The following is a 17,914-nucleotide window of genomic DNA, read 5'->3' on the forward strand; positions in this document are numbered from 1 at the left end:
GCCCTCGCGGTGGGCGACCCGCCACCGCCGCCGGATCTCGCCCCCGACGGTGGCCGCCGGCTGGGTCGTGTCCTGGCCGACCTCACGCCGGCGCAGCGAGCAGATCCGGCAACCGTCCGGGCCGCGGTCACGACCGCGTACGGGCCACCGGCGACCGTCCTGATCAGAACCGGCACGGTGATCGTCCGCTTCGACTTCCAGTGCCTGGTCGCCACCGTGCCGGCGCGCGGTGCGCCGGTCGTGCGATCGGGCCAGCAGGAGAATTGCCTGTAGCTCGCCGACGTGCTCTTGCGACCAACTCCGCGTGGCCATGTGCCAGCCTGCTGGTGTGCCGGAAGGGGAAGTCCCGTTGGTCGGGGGCAATGCGACCGCGGCGGTGGTCCGGGTGGGAGACACGGTGCGCCGACCAGTGGGTCCGTGGACGCCGGCAGTCCATGCGCTGCTGAACCACCTGCACGCGGTGGGGTTCACGGCGGCACCACGGGCGCTCGGCATCGACGACCGGGGCAGAGAGGTGCTGAGCTATGTCCCCGGAGAGGCCGCGCACCCCGGCCGCCCGGACGTGCTCGAATCCGACCGCGGGCTCGTCCGGGTGGGTCGGTTGATCCGGGACTTCCACGACGCCGTTGCGGGATTCGTGCCGCCGCCGGAGCCGCGGTGGCAGGTGCTCATCCCCGCGGACGGGACGGAGATCATCGGCCACCACGACCTCGCTCCATGGAACCTCGTGGTCGGTGACCGGTGGGTGTTCATCGACTGGGACACCGCCGCGCCGGGGACCCGGCTGTGGGATCTTGCGTACGCGGCGCACGGCTTCGTCCCGCTGTCCGCCGATCCGCAGCGGTCCCGCCGGGACGCGGCCGCGCGGCTCGGCCTGTTCGTCGACGCGTACGGGCTCGACGACGCCCAGCGCCGCGGGCTCCTGACGCGGCTGGCGCCTCGGACCCGATCCATGGCCGACTTCCTCGCTGCGCAGGCGGCGCTGGGCAACCAGCCGTGGACCCGGCTGTGGTACGAGGGCCACGGGCGCTCCTGGTCCGCCGACGCCGCCTACATCGAACGCCACACCGCCGACTGGACCCGCGCGCTGCTCGGCTGACCACCGTCCAGCGCACGGCCGTGTTGACAGCACGCAGGCGAGCAGCACGAGAACCCTCAGGCTGCCGGCGGCCCTAGCCGCCGGTGGGTGTCGACCAGACGGTCCGGTCGTCCCGGTCCGAGGCCTCGATGAGGGCCTGCTGCAGGCGGTCGGCAGTGGCGACGTCGGGTTGGCGCGCCGCGAGGACGTCGGCGTAGAGGAACGACTCCCCTAGCCGGACCAGTGCGTAGGCGAGGGCGCCCGGCTCGATGAGCGGCACCAGGCCGAACTCGGCCATGTCGCGCCGCAGCAGCGCCTCCACGAAGGTCACGATCCCGGTCTGCACGCGGCCGAGCGGGTTCGTGAGCACCCGCAGGGCCAGCGCCGGCTCGTCGTCGAGCAGCCGGCGCAGGCCCGGTGACCGGGACACGATGGCGTTGACGTGCCGGCCGGTGCCGGGCGTGTGCAGCTCCCCCGCCGGTCGCTCGGCTTCCCACCGCTGCGCGGCGATCACCAGCGTGCGCTCGGTCAGCACCCACAGGGCCTTGCTGAGCAAGTCTTCTCGCCCGCCCCCGCGGCGGAACACGGTCACCCGGGACACCCCCAGCTCGTCGGCGAGACCCTGCATGTCCAGCCGCCGGCCGTCGTGCACCCAGCGTGCGGCCCGGTTCACGACCCGGTCCTCCGCCGGGCCGGCCAGCCGCGGGAACCGCATCGGCCGGCCACCGTGAGTCGCCATCGGGGACTCAGACGCTCCCGGGCGCCGACGCCTCGGGCGGCACCGCGCCACCGACCACGCTGTCCACGATCGCCTGCGCCATCGGCCCGTACGGCGGCAGGAACGCGTCGGCCAGGTCGCCGGTCCCGCGCACGACCACGCCGCGCGGGTTGGAGAACTCCCGGAAACCCTCGATCCCGTGGTGCCGCCCGTTGCCGCTCTGTCCGATACCGCCGAAGCCCAGGGCCGGCATGGCGCCCTGCACGGCACAGACGTTGACGCAGGCGCCCCCCGAGGTGGTCCGGGTCAGCACGTGCTCGGCCAGCTGCGGGTCCTTGCTGAAGACGTAGAGGCCGAGGGGCCGTTCGCCGGCGTTCAGGGCGGCCAGCGCCTCGTCCAGGTCGTCGTACGGGATCACCGGCAGGATCGGTCCGAAGATCTCCTCCCGCATGATCCGGAGGTCCGCGGGCGGGTCGATGACCAGCGTCAGCGGCAGCCGCCGGGTCCCGGTGGGATCCCCGTCGCCGCCGAGCGTCACCAGCCGCGCGCCGGCGGCCCGGGCTTCGTCGACCAGCGCGGAGATCCGGGCGAGGTGCCGCTCGGTGATGATCCCGGTGCAGTCGGCGGAGGACGCGTAGTCCGGCAGCTCCTGGGTCAGGTAGTGCTCGGCGTGCGTGACGAAGTCCTCGACCTGCGCCCGCGGGACAAGCACGTGGTCGACCGAGATGCACATCTGGCCGTTCTTGACGAGCTTCGTGCCCACGACGCCGCGCACGCTGCCGGCGTCGACGCTGTCCACGGTGAGGATGGCCGGGCACTTGCCGCCCAGCTCCAGCGTCACCGGGACCAGGTTCTCGGCCGCGGCCAGCGCGACCTCGCGGCCGACCGCCGGGCTGCCGGTGTAGAGCAGGTGGTCCCACCGCAGCGTCGGGAATTCCTTGGCCAGCGCCAGGCCGCCGACCGAGACCGCGACCAGGTCCTCGGGGAAGGTCTCGGCGACAATGTGCCGCAGCAGCCCGGCACAGGCCGGCGTGTAGTCCGAGGGCTTGATGATCACCCGGTTGCCCGCGGCGAGCATCTCCACCAGCGGGCCCAGCGACAGGTCGAACGGGAAGTTCCACGGGACGATGTTGCCGACGACGCCCTTGGGCTGGAACCGGACGCCGGCCTGCGCGGTGCCGTAGAACGCCGGTTCGACGTGCCGGTCGTCCTCGGCCATCCAGCCGTCGAGCTGCTCCGCCGCGTACGCCGCCCGGCCGGCGACCCCGAGGACCTCGACGAGATCGGTGAACAGCTCCGGATGGGCTCCGAAATCGGCGCTCATCGCCGCCCGGATCTCCGCCCGGTGGCTGAGCACCATGCCCGCCAGCGCCATCAGGTTGGCTCGGCGCGCGGCCACGTCCGGGTAGGGATCGGCCAGGAAAGCCTTGCGCTGCAGGGCGTACAGCCGATGAAGCTCCGCGACCGCCGGGCCGTCGTCGACCTGGGAGTCCTGCTGCGGGCTGACGAGCGTGGTCATCGTTCCTCCAGGGGCCGGCCGGCGACCGAGCTGCTCGTGAAACATGTTGCGAAAGTGTTGCACGCGACGCGCTGGAGGTGCCATCGTTTCGTCCAGGTAACCAGACAGGGGGCACCATGGCGGCGACCGACCATGTCGACGTGCTGATCGTGGGCGCCGGCCTGTCCGGGATCGGTGCCGCCTGCCGGCTGCGGATCGACGCCCCCGGCACCTCCTACGCGATCGTCGAGGCCCGCGGGGCGAGCGGCGGGACCTGGGACCTGTTCCGGTATCCGGGGGTCCGGTCGGACTCCGACATGTTCACGCTCGGATACCCGTTCCGGCCCTGGACCCAGCCGAACGCGATCGCCGACGGCGGGGACATCCTGCGCTACGTCCGGGAGACAGCGGCGGCGTACGGCGTCGACGAGCACATCCGCTACGACACCCGGGTGATCGGGGCCGACTGGTCCGCAGCCGAGGCCCGCTGGACGGTGACGGTCGAGCACGCCGGCGCGCGTAGCACCCACACCTGCGGCTTCCTCTACCTGTGCTCGGGGTACTACCGCTACGACGAGGGCTACACCCCGAGCTGGCCGGGCCGCGCGGACTTCACCGGCACGGTGGTGCATCCGCAGCACTGGCCGGAGGATCTCGACCTCACCGGCAAGCGGGTCGTCGTCATCGGCAGCGGCGCCACCGCCGTCACGCTCGTGCCCGCGGTGGCCGACACGGCCGCACAGGTGACCATGCTGCAGCGTTCTCCGTCGTTCGTCATGTCGCTGCCGGATCGCGACCCGATCGCGGACCTGCTGCGCAGGGTGCTGCCCGCGCGCCGGGCGTACGCGGCGGTGCGCCGCAAGAACATCTGGACGGCGACGGCGATCTACCGGCTGTTCCGCCGGTACCCCGGATGGGCCCGGGGCCTGCTGCGCAAGGGTGTCGTCAAGCGGCTGCCGGTCGGCTACGACGTGGACACCCACTTCACCCCGGCGTACGAGCCGTGGGACCAGCGGCTCTGCCTGGTGCCGGGCGGTGACTTCTTCACCGCGATCTCCTCCGGCCGGGCGGACGTCGTCACCGATCACGTCGAGCGGTTCACCTCCACCGGCCTGCGGCTGCGTTCGGGGGCGTCCCTCGACGCCGACGTGATCGTCACCGCGACCGGGCTGACGCTGCTCCCCCTCGGCGGGCTCGAGCTGACCGTCGACGGCGAGGCCGTCGTGATACCGGAACGCGTCGCGTACAAGGGGATGATGCTCGACGGGGTGCCGAACCTGGCCTTCGCGACCGGCTACACGAACGCCTCCTGGACGCTCAAGGTCGACCTGGTCTCGGCCTACGTCGCCCGGCTGCTGGTCTTCCTGCGGCAGCGCGGGTACGCGGTCGTCACCCCGCGGCTGCCGGCCGAGCCGATGGCCACCGGACCGATCATCGAGATGACCTCCGGCTACTTCGAGCGCTCCCGCGCCGCCCTGCCGCTGCAGGGAGATCGGGCGCCGTGGCGACTGCGGCAGCACTACGCCAAGGACGCCGTTCTGTTCCGCGGTCCCGTCGATGCCCCGGAGCTGGAGTTCCGGCCGGCCCCGGCGCTGCTCGGACCGCAGGCATGAGCATCGACACCGGACACCTCGCCGGCCGGACCGCGGTCGTCACCGGCGCCGGCTCCGGCATCGGCCGGTCGATCGCCAGGCTGCTGGCCCAGCGGGGCGCCGCGGTCCACGTGGCCGATCTCGACGGGGCCACCTACCGCTTCCTGAGTCGGGAACACTGACCTTCACCCTCGGCAGAACGGACCGGCATGTCAATCACAGCAGGGGCTGCTGACTCCTCGCCATCCATCGCGAGCAGGGGCGGGATCTGGGGGCGGCAGCTCGACCGCTATCCCGCCAACGGCTACCGGGCGCTCTATCTCGGGATCGTCGTCATCGCCACGATCGTCCTGTACTACGAGCTGTACGTGCAGGGCTCGGTCGCCACCAAGATCAGCGCCGACCTGGACATGTCGCTGGCGTACCTGATCTCCGTGTCCATCGTCGGCAACGCCGTCGGTGCGCTGGGATCCGTGGCCGCCGGACTGGCCGACCGCTGGGGCCGGGCCAACCTCGTCGTCTACGGCCTGGCCCTCACCGGCGTGCTGGTCCTCGCGCTGGCCGAGGCGTCCAACAAGACCGTCTACCTGGTGCTGTTCGCCCTCGTCAGCCTGGTCGAGGGCGTCATCCTGGTGGCCACACCGGCCCTGATCCGGGACTTCTCCCCGCAGCTGGGGCGGGCCTCGGCGATGGGATTCTGGACGCTGGGTCCGGTCGTCGGCAGCCTGGTCGTCACCGAGGTCTCCAGCCACACCCTGAACGCCCATCCGGACTGGCAGTACCAATTCCGGGTCTGCGGTGTCGTCGGGCTGGTGGTCTTCGCGATCGCGTTCATCGGCCTGCGGGAGCTCGCGCCTCGGCTGCGGGACCAGCTCATGATCAGCCTGCGGGAACGGACGCTGATCGAGGCCCGGGCCCGCGGCATCGACCCGGACGAGGCGACCAGGGGCAGCTGGCGGCAGATGCTGCGCACCGACATCATCGGGCCGGCGTTCGCGATCAGCGTGTTCCTGCTCTTCTACTACATCGCGGTCGGCCTGTTCGTGGTCTTCTTCGCGACCACGTTCGGCTACAGCGAAGCCCGCGCCAACGCCCTGGGCAACTGGTACTGGGGCTTCCAGTGCATCGCCCTGATCATCACCGGCGTTCTGTCCGACCGGCTGAAGGTGCGCAAGCCGTTCATGGTCGTCGGTGGCGTCATCAGCGCCGTCGGCGTCGCGCTGTTCGCGATCACGACCACCGACAAGTCCACCGGCTACTACCACTTCGTGTGGATCATCCTGCTGATCTCGATCGGCGGGGCGATCACGTTCGCCGCCTGGATGGCCGCCTTCACCGAGACCGTCGAGAAGCACAACCCCGCCGCCACCGCGACCGGCCTGGCGGTCTGGGGGGCGACGCTGCGTACGGTCGTCGTGTTCGCGCTGCTCGGCCTGATCGCCGCGATCCCGTCGGCGGGGATCCTGGTGGACAAGGGCGCCCGGGTCACCGCGCTGGTGTCCGGCCAGGACCCCACCCTGTCCGCGCCGCAGAACGAGACCGTGAAAGCGGTCGCCGCCGACCCCACCATCGTGCCGAAGGTCCAGTCGCTCGCCGCTCGCTACAAGGACCAGCTCGCCACCGCGGCGAAGCTGAAGCCGGCCACCACGGGCGCGCTCACCGCGACGCCGCAGGACCCCGCGATCCAGGCCGAGGCCATCAGCGAGATCTCCGGCAAGCCGGCGGCCGACGTCGGCAGGGTCATCACACTCAGCACGCAGTACCAGGACCAGCTCGCCACCGCCGCCACCCTGGCCCCCGCCACCCTGGCCGCGCTGACCGCCGATCCCGCGGACCGGGCCACCCAGGCCCGGGCGGTCGGACAGATCGCGACCGGACTCCGCGTCCCCGCCGCTGCGGCGGCCGCCAAGCTGCAGGCCCTGGCCCGGGTCCCGGCCGCCGACCTGGCGTTCCTCGCCGCCAACGCGGCACCGGTCGCGCAGGCCGTGACCCAGCTGACCGCCCTGGGGACCGTCCCGGCCGCCGATCTCGCCTTCGTGGCCAAGTACGGCCCGGGCCTGCAGGACCCGAAGGTCGTCACTGCTCTGACCTACCTGCAGACCGAGGGCCCCGGCGTGCAGAAGGCGTCCACCGAGGCACCGGGACAATGGCAGCGCTGGTGGTGGATCTGTTTCGCCGGCCAGCTCGTGTTCTTCCCGTTCATCTGGCTGCTCACCGGCCGGTGGAGCCCAGCGAAGGCCCGCGCCGACGCCCAGGCCCACGACGAGGCGATCAGCGGCGAACTCGCCGCTCTGGCCGGCGAGCCGGCGGCGGGCCGGCCCTCGAGCTGACCCGCCGGACCGGTCCTCTCCGGCCGGTCACCGCGGCCGCCTCCGTGCTGGCGCCGACCCAGGCGCTGGCCTCGTGCCCACCGGGAGCACGTGGTGCACGAGAAGGAAGGCCGCCGCCGCTCGAATCGCTCACCCGGCGACCTCATCCTGTGTGGCAGCTCACGGCAGCTGGGTGCCCGAGCGGCGCGCGACCCGCGGCTATGAGAGTGCGTTCGTCCGATCAACTCATCAGAATCCGGGGGTGGACACCGCTGCGGGTTGGTCACGCTGCCTGACGCTGGCCTGGGAAAGCTTCTGCGCGCGGACCACGCCGGTCGGCGCGGTCGTCCTCGCACCGGACGGCACGATCGTGGCCGAGGGCCGCGGACGGAGGTTCGAACCGCCGATCGCCGATCGCCAGCTCGCCCACAGCCGCATCGCACACGCTGAGATCAACGCCCTCGCCGTCCTTCCCCCGACTCGCAGCTACGGGGACCACGTGCTGCTCACCACGCTGGAGCCGTGCTGCATGTGTCTGGGCGCCGCGATCCAGTCCACGATCACGTCACTGCACTACGCCGCGCCCGACCCGTACGGCGGCAGCGCCCACCTCGCCATCGACACGCCCCAGGCGCGACGCCGACCGCTGAGCCCGTACGGACCCCTCCATGACGAGCGCGGAGCATTCGCCGAGCAACTGCACCTCGTATGGTTGCTCGACGCAGCAGCGCCGGACGCCGTACTGCAGCCGCACCGCACCGTACGCCCGGACGCCTACGCCGCCGCCGTACGAGCCCGATCCCGGCTGACCGACCTACGTGCCTCACACGCACCACTGCCCGCCGCCATGGACAGCCGCCGCACCTGACCCTCGCCGGCCCGACACGACATGCTCGCTTCACGGCACAAGCGCGCGTCCGCGCGACCAGCGGGCGGTCTCAACGGGGTCATCGCAACACTTCATGATCTTCGCTGTGAACCGCCCCGGCGAGTCCGAAGCCTCAGTTCGTTGACGATCCGGCCTCGCCGGGGCGGTTCAGGTAGGCCATGGTCACTATCGTTGCGGATCGCAGTGGATGTGATCGGGCGAGACGGCTGCAGGAGCTTCGAGTATGGGCAGGGCTTTGCACTGGTACGAGGGTCGTGACTACGTGTCCGTCGAAGGCGCGGTGGTCGGCCGTGTTCTCGACAACGACACGCAGTCGATACTGGGGATGATGGCCGGGCAGCCGACGGTGACAGCGACGTCCTTCGCCGCGACGATGGAATGGCACGACCACAGCTCGGAGATGGACGCCTTCATCGAGCGGAGCTTCGACGCCTGGTTGTACTTCGACAACAACGGCCCGCGAGAGGTCGGCTTCGCCATTCCTCTCGAAAAGCTGTCCACGCAGGCCGTCGCCCCCCATGTCGTCGGCGACTTCGGGCAAGGTCTCGCGGCAGATACCCGGGACGACGACCTGCTCCTGCGGTTCCGGTACTACGCCGCAGACGCCGAGCAAGCAAATCTGTACATGACCGGTCTGGGATGGCTGCAACACATCCTCCCGGTTCGCGAGGAGTTGCTCTCAGGCACGACGGAGGCACTGGAACTGGGTCGGCTCATCGGGTTGGGCGGTAACCAGTTCAAGCTCGACCCGGACATGCCTGCCGAGTACGGGCTGTCGAGAGCGTCCCGAATCCTGGCCGCCTACCTGCTCATCGAGCCTGAAGATCTTGAACGCTGGTCAACCGAACGTGCCGGAACCCGTCGTGATGAACTGCCGTCCGGCTGGCTGTCCGGCCGTGTCGACCTCACGCCCGTGGCCCGGTGGGAGTTCGCTGCCGCAGATCCGCGCAAGTCGTTCCAGATCCGGCTCGGTCGTCTACCCGACGGCTGCGACCACGGCAGTTGGTATGTGGCGTCCACCGAGCCTCGCGGCAAGTCCCTGGCATTTCACACGGAGAGTGAGGCCCGCCAGGGCTACCACGACGAGGCGCTGCGGCTGCAGCGGCTCAACGGCCCCGGTCGATGGCAGCAGCTGATTCCGGACTGAACCAGGCCATCCGCGGAACTCGGCGCTGCCCTGGACCGGGCGGCGGCCCGGGCGGCCGGGCGGGGCTTCGCCGCGGTGACGGTGGCGTCCGCCTGGCGTTGAGCGCGGGTGACGTCCTGCCGAGATGCCATCCGGCCGGTCCTATCGAACTCGGACGGAACTTCTCGCCGCCCGCGAGGGGCATTCAGCGTCGGGGCGGTCGCCGGTACAACTGCCGCAGTCGGGACGGGGAAACTCGTATATAGTGTACGAATGGATTCGGGGCACCGTTGCATAGTCGGTGACGACTGCAGGCCTGGATCCGGGGTGGGACCGATGCGACGTGCAGGATCACAATGAAGCCTTCGACCGTTCATGGCATCGACCGCCCGAAGGCCGCGAGCGTCGCGGCGGCCGACTACATCCGTCGGGAGATCTTCACCGGCAACTATGCGCCTGATACCAAGGTCCCGCAGGACCAGGTCGCGCTCGCCCTGGACATCAGCCGCATCCCGGTCCGGGAGGCCTTGGTCACCCTGCACGGTGAAGGCTATGTCCGGCTGGAGGCGAACCGCGGCGCAGTGGTCGTCCCGTTCTACGCGGAGGACCTCCGCAGCTTCTTCAAGATGCGCGGCTTCTCTCTCGCCCTCGCCGCGCAGCAATGTGCGCGAATGGGCGACGCCAGCCTGCTCGGCAGTCTGCGGATTCTGGTGGCTCTTGCGGACACGAGCGACTCGGCGGACGAATTCAGCATTCACAGCGAGGCCTTCGGCAAGCAACTCGCCGACTTCGGAGGCTCACCTCGGTTGCGCGCCGCCATCGCCCGCTTCCGCAACATCGTCCCCGGCAACTTCTTTGCCGAGGTGGCCGGGACGCGCGAGATCGAGTCGGTGTGCATGCACCGGGTCACCGACGCGATCGAACAGCAGGACGTGGACGCGATCATTCCCAGCTATGCCGAGCGCGCCCATGAACACGCCGAGCGCCTCATCGCGCTGCTGGCCGAGCGCGGCCAGCTCTATGAGCTTGACCTGGGTCAGCCGGCCAGCACGCGCACCGGTCGGCCGTCGAGCCAGCCGACGATGTCCGCTACCACCTCCCGGAAGTAGACCGCATAGCTCTGCTCGGTGACGTAGCCGAGGTGCGGCGTCGCGATCACGTTCGGCAGGTCGCGCAGGATGTGCCCGGCCGGCAGCGGCTCGGCGTCGAACACGTCCAGCGCCGCTCCGGCGATCACGCCGTCGCGCAGCGCCGCCAGCAACGCGGCCTCGTCGACGATCGGCCCCCGCGACGTGTTGATCAGGAACCCTCTCGGCCCCAGCGACGCCAGCTCCGCGGTGCCGACGAGACCGCGCGTCCGGTCGGACAGTGTCATGTGGACGGTCACAGCGTCGGAGCGGCGGAACAGCTCGTCCTTCTCCACCCATTCGGCCCCCGCGGCGGCCGCTCGCTGCGGAGTGAGGTGCTGGCTCCAGGCCAGCGCATGCATCCCGAAGGCGCGTGCGTATCCGGCGACCTGGGTGCCGATCTTCCCGAGCCCGAGGATGCCGATCGTGCCGCCGGCGAGCTCGCGGCCGAGGCCGAGTTGCCACCCGCCTCGGGCGACCCCCGCGGTCTCGGCCGGCAGTTGCCGGGCCAGCGCGATCAGCAGCCCCCAGGCCAGCTCGCCGGTCCCGGCGCCGGACCCGCCGGTGCCACAGACCAGCATGTTCCGCGCCCGCGCGGCATCGAGGTCGATCGCGGCGTTGCGCATGCCGGTGGTCACCAGCAGGCGCAGTCTCGGCAGCCGGGCCAGGATCCCGGCCGGGAGCGGGGTGCGCTCCCGCATCGCGACGACGACGTCCGCCTCGGCCAGCGCCGCCACCAGCGTGTCCGGATCGGCCAGATGGTCGTGCCATACGTCGAGCTCGACCCGTCCGGACAGCGGCGACCAGTCCGCGCTGTCCCGGGCGACCTTCTGGTAGTCGTCCAGGACGACGACGCGAGGCAGCACTCCGACCCCTTCTCCACGGTCCACTTCGGACATCCCGTCGGCGTCAGGCATCCGGGACGCCCGGCGGCGCCAGCGCCTGCCAGGTGCCGACCAGGGACGCCCAGCCGTCTGCGGCCCCGGTCAGGACCGGAGCGAGCACCGGCAGGTCGACGCCGGCGGCCCGGAAGTCCGCGACCACGGCGTGGGCCCGAGCGGCGGTGCCTATGCCGGCGAGCCGGTCGAGCATGTCCGCCGACACCGCCGCCGGATCCTGGCCGAAGTCGGTGCCGGGCCGGAACCCGCAGTTCTCGAAGCTGCGCCGATAGGCCCGCAGCCCGCCGTAGGCGACGACCTGGCGCGCCAGCTGGGACCGGGCGGCGTCCGCCTGTTCAGTCACGCTCACCGGCACGTAGGCGGCGACGGCGAGCGCGGCCGGATCGCGACCGGCCCGGCCTGCCGCCGCCCGCGCCGTCGCGGTCAGCGTCGCCGCCCGCTCCGGCGTCACCCAGTTGAGGATCATGCCGTCCGCGCACTCGCCGGCCACCGCGGCCAGCTCCTTGGACAGCGCCGCCAGCACGATCGGCGGTCGCGCCGCGAGGTGTACGCCGTGCAGCCGATCGGCCGGCGGGGCCGACCGGTCCAGCATCACCCGGACGGCTCTCACGGCCGCGGCCAGCTCCGGCGCGGTGGGCGGAACCCGGACCGTACGTCCGCCGGCGGCCGTCTCCGGGTGGCCCACGCCGACCCCGAGCACGAACCGGCCACCGCAGGCCTCGGCCGCTGTGGCCGCCTGCATCCCCAGCAGGATCGGGTCGCGCAACGCCAGCGACGCCACCCCGGATGCGACGGTGATCCGCTCGGTCCGCTGTCCGATCACCGCACACAGCACGATCGCGTCCCGGCCGGCCGCCTCGGGAACCCAGACGCTGTCGTAACCGAGTGCCTCCAGCAGCGCGGCCTGGTCCAGTACGTCCGCGAGCGGTGCCCGGGCGCTGACGACCGAGCCGAGCATCAGCGCCGTCCCAGCGCCGCGGCCACCGCGGCCCGGCGCTCGACGGCCAGGCCGAGCGCGGCCGGCCCGTCGACACCGGCGCGCAGGGCGCGCTTGGCGGCGATCGCGAGCGGCCGGGGCAGCGCGGCCAGCTGGGCGGCCAGCGCCGCGGCGGCCTTCTCCGGCTCGGGGTCGAGGCGGTGCACCAGCCCGAGCTCGACGGCCTCGGCGCCGTCGATGACCCGGCCGGTGCAGATGAGCTCCAGCGCGACCGCGCGGCCCACCGTCCGCACCAGCGACTGGGTCCCGGCCGCGCCGGGAAGCATGCCCAGCCGCGCCTCCGGCAGACTGAACCGGGTGTCCGGGTCCGCCACCCGGATGTCCGCGAGCAGCGCCAGCTCGAACCCGGACCCGTACGCGTAGCCGCGCATCGCCACGACGATCGGCAATGGGAACTCCCACAACGCCCGCCAGACGTTGCGCCTGGCCCGGATCCAGCGCTTGCGCACGACCGTGCCGGGCGCCCGGAACTCGGCGAGGTCGGCGCCGGCGGAGAAGTTCGAACCCTCCGCGGTGACGAGCACAGCGCCCACGTCCGGATGCTCGCGGCAGAGCGCGAGCCGCTCGATCAGGCTGTCCCGCATGGCCAGGTCGAATGCGTTGACCTTGGTCTCGCCGGCCAGTGTCAGCCGCATCACCCGGCCGGCATCGCCGTCCGCGGCTTCCAGCTCGGCCCGGATCGTCCCCATTGCGCCTACCGGCCCCGGAACGACGGCCGCCGGCGCGCGAAGAACGCGCTGAGCCCCTCGTCCCGGTCCTCGGTCAGCTGCAGGAAGGAGTTCAGGTCGGCCTCCAGCTGCATCCCGGCAGCCATGTCCAGCTCGGCGCCGCCGAGCACCGCCTCCTTGACGAATCGCAGCGCCAGCGGGGCGGCGGAATCCAGCGTGGCGCAGACCGCCTCGACCTCGGCCGCCGGATCGGCCGCGACCCGGGTGACCAGTCCGGACCGGATCGCGGCCGCGGCGTCGAGCCGATCGCCGAGCAGCAGCATGCCGCCCGCGGCGGTGACCCCGATCAGACGCGGCAGCCGCTGCGTCCCACCCCAGCACGGCAGGGCGCCGCCGTACACGTCCGCCAGGGCGAAGGTGGCGTCGGGCGCGGCGATGCGGATGTCGCCGGCCAGCGCGAGCTCGAGGCCACCGGAGTGGACCGCGCCGCGCAGCCGGAACACCACCGGCACGCCGACGGCCGCGACGGCCTCGGCCGGCTGGACGGACAGCCGGGCCGAGGCCAGTCCGGCGTCCAGACCCGTGCAGAAGTCCGGTCCACGCGCCCCGACGACCACGACGCGGACGGTGTCGTCGTCGACCACGTCGGTCAGTGCGGCGATCAGCTCGTCCACTGTGGACCGGGTCAGCCGGCCGCCGGGCAGGTCGAGCTCGACCCGTCCGCCGGTGCGCGTGACCTCCACCTCGCGTCCTGCCATGCTGCCTCCCTCTCGTCCCGCTAGGCCGTCAGTGCCCGCCGCAACAGCTTGCCGGTCGTGGTGCGCGGCAACTCTTCCACCACGACCAGCCGCTCCGGCCGCTTGTTCCGGGTCAGCCCGGCGCAGGCGGCGACCGCGTCCCCCAGCCCGAAGTCCGTACCGGGGTCGCGCAGGACCACGAAGGCGGCGACGATCTCGCCCCAGGACTCGTCCGGCAGCCCGACGACCGCACAGTCGGCGACCCGGGAGTCGCCGAGCACGGCGTTCTCGACCTCCAGCGGGGAGATGTTCTCCCCGCCGCGGATGATGAGGTCGGACTGGCGTCCGGTGATGAACAGGTAGCCCCGCTGGTCCAGGTGACCCAGGTCGCCGGTGACGAGCCGGGTCTCGGCCGGGGACGCCGCGGCCCGCTCCCCCGCCGTCCAGTACGTCTGGACGTTGCGGCGGGAGACGATCGCGATCAGCCCGGCCCGGTCAGGACCCAGCGGGGCGCCGTCCGGGTCGAGGATCTCGATCCGGACATCGGGGACCGGCCGGCCGGCGGATCGGACCAGCTCGGCGTCCTGGGGCGTCCGGGCGGCCATGAACCGGCGATGGTCGTCCTCGTCGAGCACGGCGACGGTCGAGGTCGACTCGCTCAGGCCGTACGCGCCGCTGAAGCCCACCTCGGGCGGGAAGGCGGCCACGACCCGGTGCAGCAGCGTCGGCGGCATCGGCGCCGCGCCGTAGGAGATCGAGCGCAGGCTGGACAGGTCGGCCCTGGCGAACGCCGCCGAGTCCAGCAGCTTCGCCAGCATCGTGGGCACCAGGAACGCGTGCGTCACCCGGTGCCTGGCCACCAGCGCCAGCCACTCGGCCGGCTCGAAGCGCGGCTCCAGCACGACCGTGCGGCCGCCGTAGAGCGACGCGAGCAGGGTGCTGATGCCGGCGACGTGGAAGAGCGGTACGGACAGCAGGGTGCGCCCGACGTCCGTGCCGTCGGCCGCGTCGGTGCGGGCCAGGACGTACTCGGTGAGCGCGCCGTGGGAGAGGGCGACGCCCTTCGCCCGCGCGGTCGTGCCGCTGGTGTAGATGAGGACCGCCGGGTCCGCCTCCTCGGTCGCCACGGTCACCTCGAGCCCCCGCGACGGCGCCGATGCCTCGATCTCGGCCAGCCGGTCCAGCGTCACCACCGGTACGCCGAGCGTCGCCGCGACGTCCGCCGCGCCCGGCGCGGCCCCGGTGTCGAGCACCAGCAGGCGGACCGCGGAATCGACGAGGAGGTGACGCAGGTCCTCGGGGCCGGCCCGGTAGTTCAGCGCCGCCAGGCAGGCACCGATCGCCGCCGACCCCATCGCCGCCGAGACGAAAGGCAGGTGGTTGGCACCGAGATAGCCGACCACGTCCCCGCGGCCGATCCCCGACGCGGTCAGGAACTCGGCCGTCGCCGCGGCCCGCGACGCCAGCTCGGCGTAGCTCAGCGACCGCCCGCCCTCGACCACGGCCGGATAGTCGCCCGCCAGCAACGACGGCAGCTCCAGCAGCGTCGCGATGTTCATCAATCCTCCGGTGTGTCCACTGTGGTCAGTCCGAGGACGGCAGCTTCTTCGCCTCGTCCAGCTCCATCGGCTGCCCGCAGCAGGTCAGCACCCCGACGTCGGTCGCGACGATCACCAGGCACTGACTCCCGCAGTTCGCACAGGTCATTCGCTTGCCCAGCTCGTACATCGGCGCTCCCCGTCTACTTCGGAGCCATCGGCGTGCCGCAGCACAGCACCTGGCCGTCGCCGCCCCGGGTGACCACGACCTCCCCGTTGCACTGCGCGCACTTCACCCGCGCGCCGGTCTTGTTCGCCATGCTCAGCTCCCGTCCACTCGCCAGCCGGCCAGCACCGACCGGACGTCCGCATCATCCGTCAGCAGCGCGTCGAACAGCGCCCGCGCGCCGTCCGGCGTGCCGCCGGCGAACCCGATGTCCGCCACGAACTTCGTCTCCACCGTCCGCCACAACTCGCCCGGGCCGAAGTCGTCCCGGCGGCCGTGGCCGACACCGTCGACGACCACCAGCGGCTCGTCCGGACCGGCCGGCAGGTCCTCGATCCGGACCGTTGCCGCCACCTTCTGCACCAGCACGTCGTCGAGGACGGGCCGGTCCAGCGTGGCCAGGCCGACGTCGCCGTGGACGAGGCCGAGCGCGACGAGGAACGGCACGCTGTACTTGGCGTCCTGCAGGGTCGCCGGGTTCGCCCGCTGCGCCGGCGGCTCGCAGAGTGGTCGCGACCGGGCGTCGACCCGGATCGTCACCGCCGCGGCCAGCGGGTCGCCCGGCAACCGCCCCCGGTCCAGCACCCCGGCCACGTACGGGTGCGAGATCCGGCAGCAGGGCCAGCGCTTCACCTCCGCGTCCAGCAGCCGCCAGCCGGAGCCGGTCAGCAGCGCGGCGCCGTCCGCGGTCAGCGGCGATCCGAGGTAGATCCGGAACAGCCCCGCGGCACCCTCGAACACCCGGGCCGGACCGGTGATGCCGGCCCGGGCCAGGCGGCCGGCGTCGACGCCGCCGCGGGCGGCGAAGCCGGGATAGACCGCCCGCGCCGTGCCGCCCACCCCGAACGCGGCCTCCTTGCCCCCGGCCGCCTGCATGTACGCCAGGCCCAGCGCGGAGGTCAGCTCGGCGTCGGAGAGCCCGGCGGTCAGCCCGTACGCGAGGGTCGCGCCGAAGTAGCCGAACAGCTGGGTGAGGAACCAGTTCGAGGTCGGGCTGGTCAGCGCGGCCACGTCGCCGAGCCGGCAGACCAGCTCGTTGCCCAGCGCGACGGCGTCGACGACGGGGACCGCCGGGCCCTGGGCCGCCGTCTCGGCCGCCGCGCACAACGCCGCCGGCAGGGTCGCCGCGGACAGGTGGACGTGGCCGGGGTCGTACACGTCGTCGTAGTCGAGCAGGTGGATGAGCGCGCCGTTGCCGAAGGCATGCGCGCTGTCCGGACCGAGGTAGAGCCCGGTGCCCTCGGTGCCCTCGCCGATCGCGCGGGCGACGGCCCGGGCGAGGTCGGAGGTCCGGGCGGCGGCGATCGCGATGCCGGCGGAGTCGGCGACGTGCAGCCGGGTGCGCTCGAGCACCGCGGCCGGCAGGCCCGCGGCGAGCTGCCCGCGGGCCCAGGCCACCACGTCCGCGCTGACGCTGCCGTCAGTCATCGGTGAGCACGCTGGCGTCGTCGCGGCCGAAGCTGATGACGCCGGCCTCCCCGGCCGGGACGTGGTCGTGGTCGGCCAGCGGCGAGGTGATGCGGATGCTCTGCTCGCCCACCCGGTACTGGGCCTCGCGGGTGTCACCGACCGTCGCCGACACCACGCAGCGGGCCTCGAGCACCTCCGTCCCGGACTCCGGTGACGGCGTGGTGCCGGCGTGGTGGCGGATGCGGGCGTTGCGGACGAGCAGTGCGCAGGCCTCGCCCACGGTCCAGCTCCGGGGACTGGCGGCGGTCACCCGCTGCCCCTCCACCTCGACGGTCGTGTACGACCCGTCCGTGCCGACCACCCGCGCAGCGAGCAGGACGCCGGCGTCGAGGAACCGGGCCACGTGCGCGGTCCCGGGAGAGCGCCACATCTCCCCCGGGGACGCCTGATGGACGATCTCGCCGTCCCGCATGAGGCAGACGCTGTCGGACATGCTCAGCGCCTCCTGCCGGTCGTGGGTGACGTAGAGGGCGGTGATGCCGGCCTCCTGCTGGATGCGCCGGATGTCCAGCCGCAGCTGGCTGCGCAGCCGGGCGTCGAGGTTGCTCAGCGGCTCGTCCAGCAGCAGCACCTTGGGCTCGTAGACCAGCGCCCGGGCCAGCGCCACCCGCTGCTGCTGGCCGCCGCTGAGCTGGAACGGGTACGACGCGCCGAGCGCGCCGAGGCCGACCATCTCCAGACTCTCCCGGACCCGGCGGCGGACGTCGCCTGTGGACAGTGACCGCACCCGCAGCGGGAAGCCGACGTTCTTCTCGACGGTCATGTTCGGCCACAGCGCGTAGGACTGGAAGACCATGCCGACGTCGCGCATCCGGGTCGGCAGGTCGGTGGTGTCGTTGAAGATCACCCGCTCGCCGAGCTTGATGACGCCGGCGTCGGGCCGCTCCAACCCGGCCACCGACCGCAGCGTGGTGGTCTTGCCACATCCGCTGGGCCCCAGCAGCGTGACGAACTTGCCCTCCTCGACGTCGAAGCTGACCCCGGAGAGGACCGGCGTGCGCGCGAACCGCTTGTGCAACCCGATCACGTGGATGGCCGACAT

Annotated in this window: 18 protein-coding genes and 1 pseudogene; 8 read left to right on the plus strand and 11 right to left on the minus strand. The window is 72.3% G+C overall.

From position 1 onward, the window contains the following. Both VGP36_24140 and VGP36_24145 read left to right on the plus strand, forming a co-directional pair. Positions 1 to 273 (plus strand): hypothetical protein (locus VGP36_24140; protein HEV7657804.1); only part of this gene is annotated, 273 nt, incomplete at its 5' end. Between the two features lie 124 nt (positions 274 to 397). Further along, positions 398 to 1,099: a phosphotransferase gene (locus tag VGP36_24145; GenBank protein ID HEV7657805.1), complete on the plus strand. Its 702-nt coding sequence runs from the start codon at positions 398 to 400 to the stop codon at positions 1,097 to 1,099. A 73-nt stretch (positions 1,100 to 1,172) separates the two neighbouring features. Here the strand turns inward: VGP36_24145 and VGP36_24150 are convergent, their stop codons facing one another. Further along, complete coding sequence (locus tag VGP36_24150; protein HEV7657806.1) at positions 1,173 to 1,793, minus strand: QsdR family transcriptional regulator; 621 nt, start codon at positions 1,791 to 1,793, stop codon at positions 1,173 to 1,175. A 31-nt stretch (positions 1,794 to 1,824) separates the two neighbouring features. Beyond that, positions 1,825 to 3,315: an aldehyde dehydrogenase family protein gene (locus VGP36_24155; GenBank protein HEV7657807.1), complete on the minus strand. Its 1,491-nt coding sequence runs from the start codon at positions 3,313 to 3,315 to the stop codon at positions 1,825 to 1,827. A 116-nt stretch (positions 3,316 to 3,431) separates the two neighbouring features. Here VGP36_24155 and VGP36_24160 point away from each other — a divergent pair, with 116 nt between their 5' ends. From VGP36_24160 to VGP36_24185, 6 genes and pseudogenes are all read left to right on the plus strand, one after another. Beyond that, positions 3,432 to 4,907 carry an NAD(P)/FAD-dependent oxidoreductase gene (locus VGP36_24160; protein ID HEV7657808.1) on the plus strand — a complete coding sequence of 492 codons (1,476 nt, stop codon included), beginning with the start codon at positions 3,432 to 3,434 and terminating at the stop codon, positions 4,905 to 4,907. A gap of 2 nt (positions 4,908 to 4,909) precedes the next feature. After that, positions 4,910 to 5,032 (plus strand): annotated as a pseudogene (locus tag VGP36_24165) (SDR family NAD(P)-dependent oxidoreductase). 63 nt (positions 5,033 to 5,095) lie between these two features. Continuing rightward, positions 5,096 to 7,216: an MFS transporter gene (locus VGP36_24170; protein HEV7657809.1), complete on the plus strand. Its 2,121-nt coding sequence runs from the start codon at positions 5,096 to 5,098 to the stop codon at positions 7,214 to 7,216. Positions 7,217 to 7,457: 241 nt separating this feature from the next. Next, entirely contained in the window at positions 7,458 to 8,063 is a 606-nt protein-coding gene (locus tag VGP36_24175) for a nucleoside deaminase (protein HEV7657810.1), read from the plus strand. Between the two features lie 283 nt (positions 8,064 to 8,346). Beyond that, entirely contained in the window at positions 8,347 to 9,231 is an 885-nt protein-coding gene (locus VGP36_24180) for a hypothetical protein (GenBank protein ID HEV7657811.1), read from the plus strand. Positions 9,232 to 9,566: 335 nt separating this feature from the next. After that, entirely contained in the window at positions 9,567 to 10,319 is a 753-nt protein-coding gene (locus VGP36_24185) for a GntR family transcriptional regulator (protein ID HEV7657812.1), read from the plus strand. Here the strand turns inward: VGP36_24185 and VGP36_24190 are convergent. The 9 genes from VGP36_24190 to VGP36_24230 are packed head-to-tail and all read right to left on the minus strand — an operon-like array spanning position 10,247 to position 17,914. Continuing rightward, entirely contained in the window at positions 10,247 to 11,200 is a 954-nt protein-coding gene (locus VGP36_24190) for a D-2-hydroxyacid dehydrogenase family protein (protein HEV7657813.1), read from the minus strand. The genes VGP36_24185 and VGP36_24190 overlap by 73 nt on opposite strands. A 46-nt stretch (positions 11,201 to 11,246) precedes the next feature. Continuing rightward, positions 11,247 to 12,194 (minus strand): LLM class flavin-dependent oxidoreductase, encoded by a 948-nt coding sequence (locus tag VGP36_24195; GenBank protein ID HEV7657814.1) that lies wholly within the window; start codon positions 12,192 to 12,194, stop codon positions 11,247 to 11,249. Then, complete coding sequence (locus VGP36_24200; protein HEV7657815.1) at positions 12,194 to 12,922, minus strand: enoyl-CoA hydratase/isomerase family protein; 729 nt, start codon at positions 12,920 to 12,922, stop codon at positions 12,194 to 12,196. The genes VGP36_24195 and VGP36_24200 overlap by 1 nt, the downstream gene beginning before the upstream one ends. A 5-nt stretch (positions 12,923 to 12,927) precedes the next feature. Beyond that, positions 12,928 to 13,659 (minus strand): enoyl-CoA hydratase-related protein, encoded by a 732-nt coding sequence (locus tag VGP36_24205; protein ID HEV7657816.1) that lies wholly within the window; start codon positions 13,657 to 13,659, stop codon positions 12,928 to 12,930. Between the two features lie 20 nt (positions 13,660 to 13,679). Then, complete coding sequence (locus VGP36_24210; GenBank protein HEV7657817.1) at positions 13,680 to 15,197, minus strand: AMP-binding protein; 1,518 nt, start codon at positions 15,195 to 15,197, stop codon at positions 13,680 to 13,682. 25 nt (positions 15,198 to 15,222) lie between these two features. Beyond that, entirely contained in the window at positions 15,223 to 15,366 is a 144-nt protein-coding gene (locus VGP36_24215) for a hypothetical protein (protein HEV7657818.1), read from the minus strand. Between the two features lie 13 nt (positions 15,367 to 15,379). Further along, the gene (locus tag VGP36_24220) at positions 15,380 to 15,496 is read right to left on the minus strand and encodes a hypothetical protein (GenBank protein HEV7657819.1); all 117 of its coding nucleotides are present in this window, start codon (positions 15,494 to 15,496) and stop codon (positions 15,380 to 15,382) included. Between the two features lie 2 nt (positions 15,497 to 15,498). Next, complete coding sequence (locus VGP36_24225; GenBank protein ID HEV7657820.1) at positions 15,499 to 16,830, minus strand: MmgE/PrpD family protein; 1,332 nt, start codon at positions 16,828 to 16,830, stop codon at positions 15,499 to 15,501. Beyond that, positions 16,823 to 17,914: an ABC transporter ATP-binding protein gene (locus VGP36_24230; protein ID HEV7657821.1), complete on the minus strand. Its 1,092-nt coding sequence runs from the start codon at positions 17,912 to 17,914 to the stop codon at positions 16,823 to 16,825. Before VGP36_24230 ends, VGP36_24225 begins: the two co-directional genes overlap by 8 nt.

The sequence above is a fragment of the Mycobacteriales bacterium genome, assembly GCA_035995165.1.
Lineage (GTDB): Bacteria > Actinomycetota > Actinomycetes > Mycobacteriales > CADCTP01 > CADCTP01.

Bases quoted from the DNA above. Each gene is read 5' to 3' on its own strand.
- VGP36_24195 (HEV7657814.1), bottom strand. From the start codon at position 12,194: ATGCTCGGCTCGGTCGTCAGCGCCCGGGCACCGCTCGCGGACGTACTG.
- VGP36_24220 (HEV7657819.1), bottom strand. From the start codon at position 15,496: ATGGCGAACAAGACCGGCGCGCGGGTGAAGTGCGCGCAGTGCAACGGG.
- VGP36_24150 (HEV7657806.1), bottom strand. From the start codon at position 1,793: ATGCGGTTCCCGCGGCTGGCCGGCCCGGCGGAGGACCGGGTCGTGAAC.
- VGP36_24170 (HEV7657809.1), top strand. From the start codon at position 5,096: ATGTCAATCACAGCAGGGGCTGCTGACTCCTCGCCATCCATCGCGAGC.
- VGP36_24205 (HEV7657816.1), bottom strand. From the start codon at position 13,659: ATGGCAGGACGCGAGGTGGAGGTCACGCGCACCGGCGGACGGGTCGAG.
- VGP36_24230 (HEV7657821.1), bottom strand. From the start codon at position 17,914: ATGTCGGCCATCCACGTGATCGGGTTGCACAAGCGGTTCGCGCGCACG.
- VGP36_24155 (HEV7657807.1), bottom strand. From the start codon at position 3,315: ATGACCACGCTCGTCAGCCCGCAGCAGGACTCCCAGGTCGACGACGGC.
- VGP36_24185 (HEV7657812.1), top strand. From the start codon at position 9,567: ATGAAGCCTTCGACCGTTCATGGCATCGACCGCCCGAAGGCCGCGAGC.
- VGP36_24200 (HEV7657815.1), bottom strand. From the start codon at position 12,922: ATGGGGACGATCCGGGCCGAGCTGGAAGCCGCGGACGGCGATGCCGGC.
- VGP36_24215 (HEV7657818.1), bottom strand. From the start codon at position 15,366: ATGTACGAGCTGGGCAAGCGAATGACCTGTGCGAACTGCGGGAGTCAG.
- VGP36_24210 (HEV7657817.1), bottom strand. From the start codon at position 15,197: ATGAACATCGCGACGCTGCTGGAGCTGCCGTCGTTGCTGGCGGGCGAC.
- VGP36_24225 (HEV7657820.1), bottom strand. From the start codon at position 16,830: ATGACTGACGGCAGCGTCAGCGCGGACGTGGTGGCCTGGGCCCGCGGG.
- VGP36_24160 (HEV7657808.1), top strand. From the start codon at position 3,432: ATGGCGGCGACCGACCATGTCGACGTGCTGATCGTGGGCGCCGGCCTG.